This is a genomic window from Streptococcus mitis SK575, from assembly GCF_000257865.1.
GTDB lineage: Bacteria > Bacillota > Bacilli > Lactobacillales > Streptococcaceae > Streptococcus > Streptococcus mitis_CQ.
This window is the reverse complement of sequence record NZ_AICU01000014.1, coordinates 1-6,674: the sequence shown is the minus strand read 5'-3', so window position 1 is coordinate 6,674 and position 6,674 is coordinate 1. Positions and strand designations below refer to the sequence as shown.

6 protein-coding genes and 1 other annotated feature are annotated in these 6,674 nt (G+C 40.7%); all 6 genes read right to left on the bottom strand.

Annotated features, from left to right (window positions below; all coding sequences use genetic code 11):
• Window positions 1-129: 129 nt before the first annotated feature.
• On the bottom strand, window positions 130-459 hold the full coding sequence (locus HMPREF1048_RS04010; protein ID WP_000331929.1) for a metal-sulfur cluster assembly factor: 330 nt from the start codon (window positions 457-459) through the stop codon (window positions 130-132).
• Window positions 460-473: 14 nt separating this feature from the next.
• Window positions 474-1,583, bottom strand: coding sequence for an RNA polymerase sigma factor RpoD (gene rpoD, locus HMPREF1048_RS04005; RefSeq protein ID WP_000201903.1), 1,110 nt, complete (start codon window positions 1,581-1,583; stop codon window positions 474-476).
• Window positions 1,584-1,585: 2 nt separating this feature from the next.
• Window positions 1,586-3,346: a DNA primase gene (dnaG, locus tag HMPREF1048_RS04000; protein WP_000227869.1), complete on the bottom strand. Its 1,761-nt coding sequence runs from the start codon at window positions 3,344-3,346 to the stop codon at window positions 1,586-1,588.
• Window positions 3,347-3,435: 89 nt separating this feature from the next.
• Complete coding sequence (locus HMPREF1048_RS03995) at window positions 3,436-4,194, bottom strand: ABC transporter ATP-binding protein (RefSeq protein ID WP_000125434.1); 759 nt, start codon at window positions 4,192-4,194, stop codon at window positions 3,436-3,438.
• A complete protein-coding gene (locus HMPREF1048_RS03990) occupies window positions 4,191-5,057 on the bottom strand; it encodes an ABC transporter permease (RefSeq protein ID WP_025171903.1) in 867 nt (288 codons plus the stop codon). Before HMPREF1048_RS03990 ends, HMPREF1048_RS03995 begins: the two co-directional genes overlap by 4 nt.
• Window positions 5,058-5,132: 75 nt before the next feature.
• Complete coding sequence (gene trpX / locus HMPREF1048_RS03985) at window positions 5,133-6,128, bottom strand: tryptophan ABC transporter substrate-binding protein (protein ID WP_000792148.1); 996 nt, start codon at window positions 6,126-6,128, stop codon at window positions 5,133-5,135.
• 264 nt (window positions 6,129-6,392) lie between these two features.
• Window positions 6,393-6,610: a binding site (T-box leader), on the bottom strand.
• Window positions 6,611-6,674 lie beyond the last annotated feature (64 nt).

The following is a 6,674-nucleotide window of genomic DNA, read 5'->3' as shown; positions in this document are numbered from 1 at the left end:
TACGGATTTCCACTAATTTCACGCGTTTTTCTCATACTAAAAGCTAGGTTGGGGGAAACTGGAAGTTAGTTTTAGAAGTTACCGAAATTTCCTCACTTTTCCAACGGTCTCTCACATGCTTTTATATGTTTACTTAATGCCTAGGGCAATGCGGGCATAGCGACTCATTTTTTCAACTGTCCAGGCTGGATACCAAACCAATTTAACCTCAGTATCAGTTACTTCTGGAACCTCTGTCATGGCATCATAAATCTGGTCTGTCAAAAGGTCAGCTAGGGGACAACCCATAGTTGTCAAAGTCATATCAATCTCTGTTTGCCCTGTGTCGCCGTCAAAACGAATCTCATAGATCAAACCAAGATTGACAATATCGATTCCCAACTCAGGGTCGATGACTTCTTCCAAGGCTGTTAAAATGCGTGTTTTGATGTTTTCAATTTGCTCTTCTGTATAAGCCATATTTATCCTCACTCTTAGTCTTCAATAAAATCACGAAGCGGTTTGCTGCGACTTGGTTGACGTAGTTTTCTCAAAGCCTTGGCTTCAATCTGACGGATACGCTCACGAGTCACGTTAAAGACTTTCCCCACATCTTCAAGAGTGCGCATTTTCCCATCATCTAATCCAAAACGTAGACGCAGAACATTTTCTTCACGGTCTGTAAGAGTATCTAAGACTTCATCCAACTGCTCACGCAAGACGATACGAGTCGTATAATCCACTGGATTTTCAATCACTTCATCTTCGATAAAGTCTCCAAGATGGCTATCATCCTCTTCACCAATCGGTGTTTCAAGAGATACTGGTTCTTGGGCAATCTTCAAGATTTCACGTACCTTGTCAGGAGTCATATCCATACGTTCAGCGATTTGCTCTGGTGTTGGGTCTTGACCCAATTCTTGAAGGAGGTTACGCTGTTCACGAACCAATTTATTGATGGTTTCAACCATGTGAACTGGGATACGAATGGTACGAGCTTGATCCGCAATAGCACGAGTGATTGCCTGACGAATCCACCAAGTTGCGTAAGTTGAGAACTTAAATCCTTTAGAATAGTCAAACTTGTCAACCGCCTTCATCAAGCCCATGTTCCCTTCTTGAATCAAGTCAAGGAACTGCATACCACGGCCGACATAGCGTTTAGCAATAGAAACAACCAAACGAAGGTTGGCTTCCGCAAGACGTTGTTTGGCTTCGATATCGCCAGCTTCCACTGCTAGTGCTAATTCTTTTTCCTCTTCATTGGTCAAGAGAGGAACGACCCCAATTTCTTTCAAGTACATACGGACAGGGTCATTAACCTTTGCAGAAGTTGAACCAATCAAGTCCTCATCGCTGAGTTCTGGTTCTTCTTCAGTGCTAAGAACACGCGCACTCGGATTTCCTTCGTTATCTGTGATAGAAATCCCTGCATCCTGAATTCGTTGCAAGAGGTCTTCAATCCCATCAGCATCCAAGGTAAAAGGAATCACCAGACTAGCATTGATTTCATCATCTGTTGCTGTCCCTTTTTGCTTATGATTACGGATAAATTCTGCTACTTGTACGTCAAATGTTGTTACTTCTTTTTGTTTTGTTGCCATTATTACTCCATTCTTCTCTTTTGGGAAATTAAACGTTCCAATTCTTCTAGGGCTGTATCTGTATCTCCTACATGGCTAGCTTCCTGCACCTTCTTTTTGATTCTCATATTGTCCTGATTCAAGAGAGCCTTGTTTCGAGTCATTTCTACTTCACTAAGTTCCTGAGGTGACATCTCAGATGGTAAATCCTGAGCTAAAACTTGATACCATGCTCTTTCAACTTCCTCTGTCTGCTCTGCTAGAACTTCTGGAGGAAGATTTCCATACTGGCCAAGCAAGTCATATAAAACCTGAAATTTAGGAGTATCAAATGCAAAGTCTTCTCGCAAACGGTAATCATTCAAAACAAGGGGAGATTCCATCATTCGATAAAGTAGATGGGCTTCTGCCCTCATAATAGCCGATAACTGCTTGGTGACAGGCATAGTGATTGGCGTCGGTCTGGAAATTCCTTCCATACGATTCTGCCTTTGCGCCTGACGACTCTCATTAACAATCTGCTCAATCTGAGCATAATCAAAGGACGCCAGACTGTCAGCTAAAATATGAATATAACTGTTTTGAGCAGTTATGGACTTTTCTTGAACAATCAAGGGCGCTATTTTTTCAATAAACTCAATCTGAGCCTGCAGATTTTCACTGTTTTCAGGCTTATACTGATGAATGTAAAACTCAATCGGACTAATTCGAGTTTTCGTTAATAGATAGGCCAAGTCTTCTGGTCCATTTTTTTGTAGATATTCATCTGGATCCAAGTTATCAGGCATGCTGACGATTTGCACAGGCATATCACCAATTTCGTCCAGCGCTTTCAATGTCGCAGCTTGCCCAGCCTTATCGCCATCGTAAACAAGAACCAACTTCTTGGTTAACCTTTTCAGATGCTCAACATGCTCACGACTTAAGGCCGTTCCCATAGACGCTACAGCATTTTCTATTCCAGCCCGATAGGCTGCGATGACATCCATGAACCCTTCCATGAGATAAATCTCACTGATTTTACCAGAAGATTTTTTTGCCCTATCCATATGATATAATTCGTAACTTTTGTTAAAAATTGCAGTCGATCGGCTATTTTTATACTTAGAAGTTTGTGAATCCGTTTTCTGCCAGATACGACCTGAGAAGGCAATGACCTTTCCCTGGTCATTTGTCAGGGGAAACATAATGCGATTGTGAAAGGTATCTACAAATTGATTTGCATCCGAAAGATAAAACAGTCCTGAATCTAGGAAATCCTCTTCACGATACTGACCAGACAAACGTTGATAGAGATAGTTTCGTTCTGGAGGTGCCAAACCAATCTGAAAATGCTTGAGCACTTCATCTGTCAAACCACGCTGATAAAGGTAGTTTCTGGCCTCTTCCCCCATGGTCGTTGTCATGAGAATAGCATGATAAAATTTGGCAGCATCTTCGTGCATATCATAAAGAGCTTGGTGAGGCGAAGCTGGCTTCTGCTCACTATAAAGCGGTTTTTCAACCTCAATTCCAACACGCTGACCTAAGATTTGGACAGCCTCCATAAAGGGAACCCCTTGGTACTCCTCGATGAACTTAAAGACATCACCAGAGCGACCACAACCAAAACAGTGGTAAAACTGCTTGTCCTCTACAACGTTGAAAGAAGGTGTTTTTTCACCATGAAAAGGACAGAGCCCTAGATAGTTCCGTCCTGCCTTTTGTAAAGAAATCACATCTCCTATGACTTCCACAATGTTGGCATTGTTTTTGATTTCTTCAATGACTTGTTTGTCAACCATACACAATACCTCCATGTTATCATAGTTTACTTTATATAGTATACTTTATTTCAGAAAAAAAGTAAACCATTTCACTCATTTTCCCTACTTTATTCAAAGAGCTGATAATAATCAGAGATTTTCATTTTTGCTTTTTCTTCTTGGTTCAAATCTTGGATAATTCGTCCTTCTTTCATGACAATCAAACGATTACCATATTTGAGAGCATCTTCCATATGATGGGTAATCATAAGCGCTGTCAACTGATCTTTCTTGACAAATTCATCTGTCAAGTCCATCAAGGCCACACTGGTCTTTGGATCCAGGGCCGCAGTATGCTCATCTAGCAAGAGTAATTCAGGACGCTTCAAGGTTGCCATCAAGAGACTCAAGGCCTGTCTTTGTCCACCTGATAAGAACTCAATTGGTGTATTCAAGTGTTTCTCAAGACCGTTTCCCACTTTTTCAATAGTTGACTGAAACTCATCCTTATAGCTAGCCAAACGTCTCGGAAACAGTCCACGCTTTTCACCACGAAACTTGGCGATTAAGAGATTTTCAGCCACTGTCATACGAGGAGCTGTCCCCATCTTGGGATCTTGGAAGACTCGAGACAGATACTTAGCTCGCTTCTCGGGTGAAAATTTGGTAACATCTTCACCCAAGATACGAATTGTCCCACTGGTTAAGGACAAGGTTCCTGCAATGATGTTAAAGAGAGTTGATTTACCAGCACCATTTCCACCCAAAATAGTGATAAAATCCTGTTCAAAAATTTCTAAGGAAACATCATTTAAAATAATCTTTTCTTCATCAAAGCCATTTTTAACGACTTTGGTTGCATTTTTTAATTCTACAATTGCTGTCATTTACTTAACTTGGCTCCTTTCAAGATGGTTTGCTTAAATGTTGGAATCATGAGGCAGACTGCTAAAATCACGGCACTGTATAGACGAAGGTAACTTGTGTTAAATCCAAGCGCGATAACTGCCCATACTAAAAATTGATAGGCGATAGAACCGACAACAATGGTAACCAGACGCTCCGCCAAGCTCAAACTCTTGAAGATAACTTCTCCAATAATCAAACTTGCAAGCCCCACAACGATAACCCCGATTCCTCGAGACACATCAGCATAGCCTTCTTGCTGGGCAATGAGGGCTCCTGCAAGGGCAATCACACCATTTGATAAGACCAAGCCCATGAGCTCCATGCGCCCAGTATGGATCCCGAAACTTCTAGCCATATCAGGATTGTCACCTGTAGCAATATAGGCTTGTCCAAGTTTGGTGTCCAAGAAAAAGAGCATGAGAGCAATGACAAGACTGACAAAGATAAGACCTGTCAAGAGTTGGTTCAAGTCTGAATCAAAAGGTAAAACGTCCTGAATTTGCTTAGTTCCAAGCAAGCCTAAATTTGCACGCCCCATAATCAAGAGCATGATAGAGTGACAAGAAGTCATCACCAAAATCCCTGAGAGCAAGGTTGGAATCTTCCCTTTTGTATAAAGAAGTCCTGCTGCCATTCCAGCCAAACAACCTGCTCCAACAGCAAGCAGTGTCGCTAAAAAGGGATTTACACCTTTGGTTATCAGAGTGACAGCAACAGCTCCCCCAAGAGGGAAGGAACCCTCTGTCGTCATATCTGGAAAGTTTAAAATCCTAAATGTCATAAAGATTCCCAGACCTAAAATAGCCCAGACAAATCCTTGAGAAATAATAGATAATATCATCTGTTTCTTAACCTTTTCTATATGATTTTTATTGTAAAAAATTGGAGGAGATGTCCCCAACTCCTCCATTACAGATTATTCAATCACTTGTCCTGCTTCTTTTAGAACAGATTCAGGAATCGTAATACCTAGCTCTTGTGCCAATTTTTTATTGATAACTGATTTACCAGTTGAAAAGACATTGACTGGAGTATCAGCTGGTTTTGCACCTTTCAAGACTTGCGCAATCATTTTACCAGTTGCCACACCAAGGTCATGTTGGTCAACTACAACGGATGCCAAACCACCTGCTTCTACCATGGCAGTTGCACTTGGATAAATTGGTTTCTTAGCCGATTGGTTGCTTGATACAACTGTTGAAAATGCAGATGCGATTGTGTTATCAATTGGAACCCAGATAGCATCAACCTTGCTAGTCATAACATTAACTGTTGAAGCAATTTCATTTGTTGAAGGAACTGCAAATGTTTCCACTGTCAAACCTGCTTTTTCAGCATAAGCCTTAAATTCTTCAATCTGAGTTTTTGAATTGTCTTCGCTGCTTGAGTAAAGAGCTCCGATTGTTTTCACATTTGGTGTCAAAGTTTTGATGAGTTCAACTTGTTGTTGAGCTGGGTTGTGGTCAGATACCCCTGTAATGTTGCCACCTGGTTTTTTCAAATCTTTGACCAAGTTAGCTCCGATTGGGTCTGTAATAGCGGCCATGATAACCGGTAGGTCTTTTGTGGCACTAGCCAAACCTTGAGCAGCTGGTGTTGCGATACCAACTACAAGGTCATTCCCATTTGCAACCAATTGTTTACTCATTGTCGCAACCTTACTTTGGTCACCTTCTGAGTTCATAAAGTCAATCTTCAACTGGTCATCTTTATAACCTTCTTCTGCAAGTCCATCTTGAATCCCTTTATAAATCAAATCAAGAGATGGATGGCTCACAAACTGAAGGACACCAACTTTGGCAACTTTCTTCTCATTCTTAGCTTCTGGTTTATTCATTGAAGAGTAAATCAAGCTTCCTGCTACTAAGACTGCTAATGCAGCGATAATTCCAATTAAACGTTTATTTTTCATTCTATTTCTCCTTTTTTATTCCTTTAAAATACTTCACTTATCTAATAATCTTCGAAAATCTCTTCAAACCACTTCAGCTTCACTTTGCCGTAGCTATGGTTACTGACTTCGTCAGTTCTATACACAACCTCAAAGCAGTGCTTTGAGCAACCTGCGGCTAGCTTCCTAGTTTGTACTTTGATTTTCATTGAGTATAAACAAGCGACGCCATCGTTTTCTTTCCATACTAACCTCCATCAAAAAAGTCCTCACACAAAAAACTTGTGTGAGGACGTCGATGCGCGGTACCACCTCAATTATAGGGAATTTCCCTATCGCTCTGTCTCGCAATAACGAGATGCACTGTAAGGTGTGCTCACCGAATTTTTATGATTTCAAATTCTAAATAACATCCAGCCCAATTTTCATCATCAGCACTTATCTGTTTTCAGCTACCACAGACTCTCTAAAAAGTTTATATGATTACTTTTCTGAATGGTTAAATTATATCATTTTTCAACTACTTGTCAAGACTCTTTTAGCATTTTTTTGAAATATCAAAAACTT

Coding starts and splice junctions, on each gene's coding strand:
- HMPREF1048_RS04010 (WP_000331929.1), bottom strand. CDS start 459: ATGGCTTATACAGAAGAGCAAATTGAAAACATCAAAACACGCATTTTA.
- rpoD (WP_000201903.1), bottom strand. CDS start 1,583: ATGGCAACAAAACAAAAAGAAGTAACAACATTTGACGTACAAGTAGCA.
- dnaG (WP_000227869.1), bottom strand. CDS start 3,346: ATGGTTGACAAACAAGTCATTGAAGAAATCAAAAACAATGCCAACATT.
- HMPREF1048_RS03995 (WP_000125434.1), bottom strand. CDS start 4,194: ATGACAGCAATTGTAGAATTAAAAAATGCAACCAAAGTCGTTAAAAAT.
- HMPREF1048_RS03990 (WP_025171903.1), bottom strand. CDS start 5,057: ATGATATTATCTATTATTTCTCAAGGATTTGTCTGGGCTATTTTAGGT.
- trpX (WP_000792148.1), bottom strand. CDS start 6,128: ATGAAAAATAAACGTTTAATTGGAATTATCGCTGCATTAGCAGTCTTA.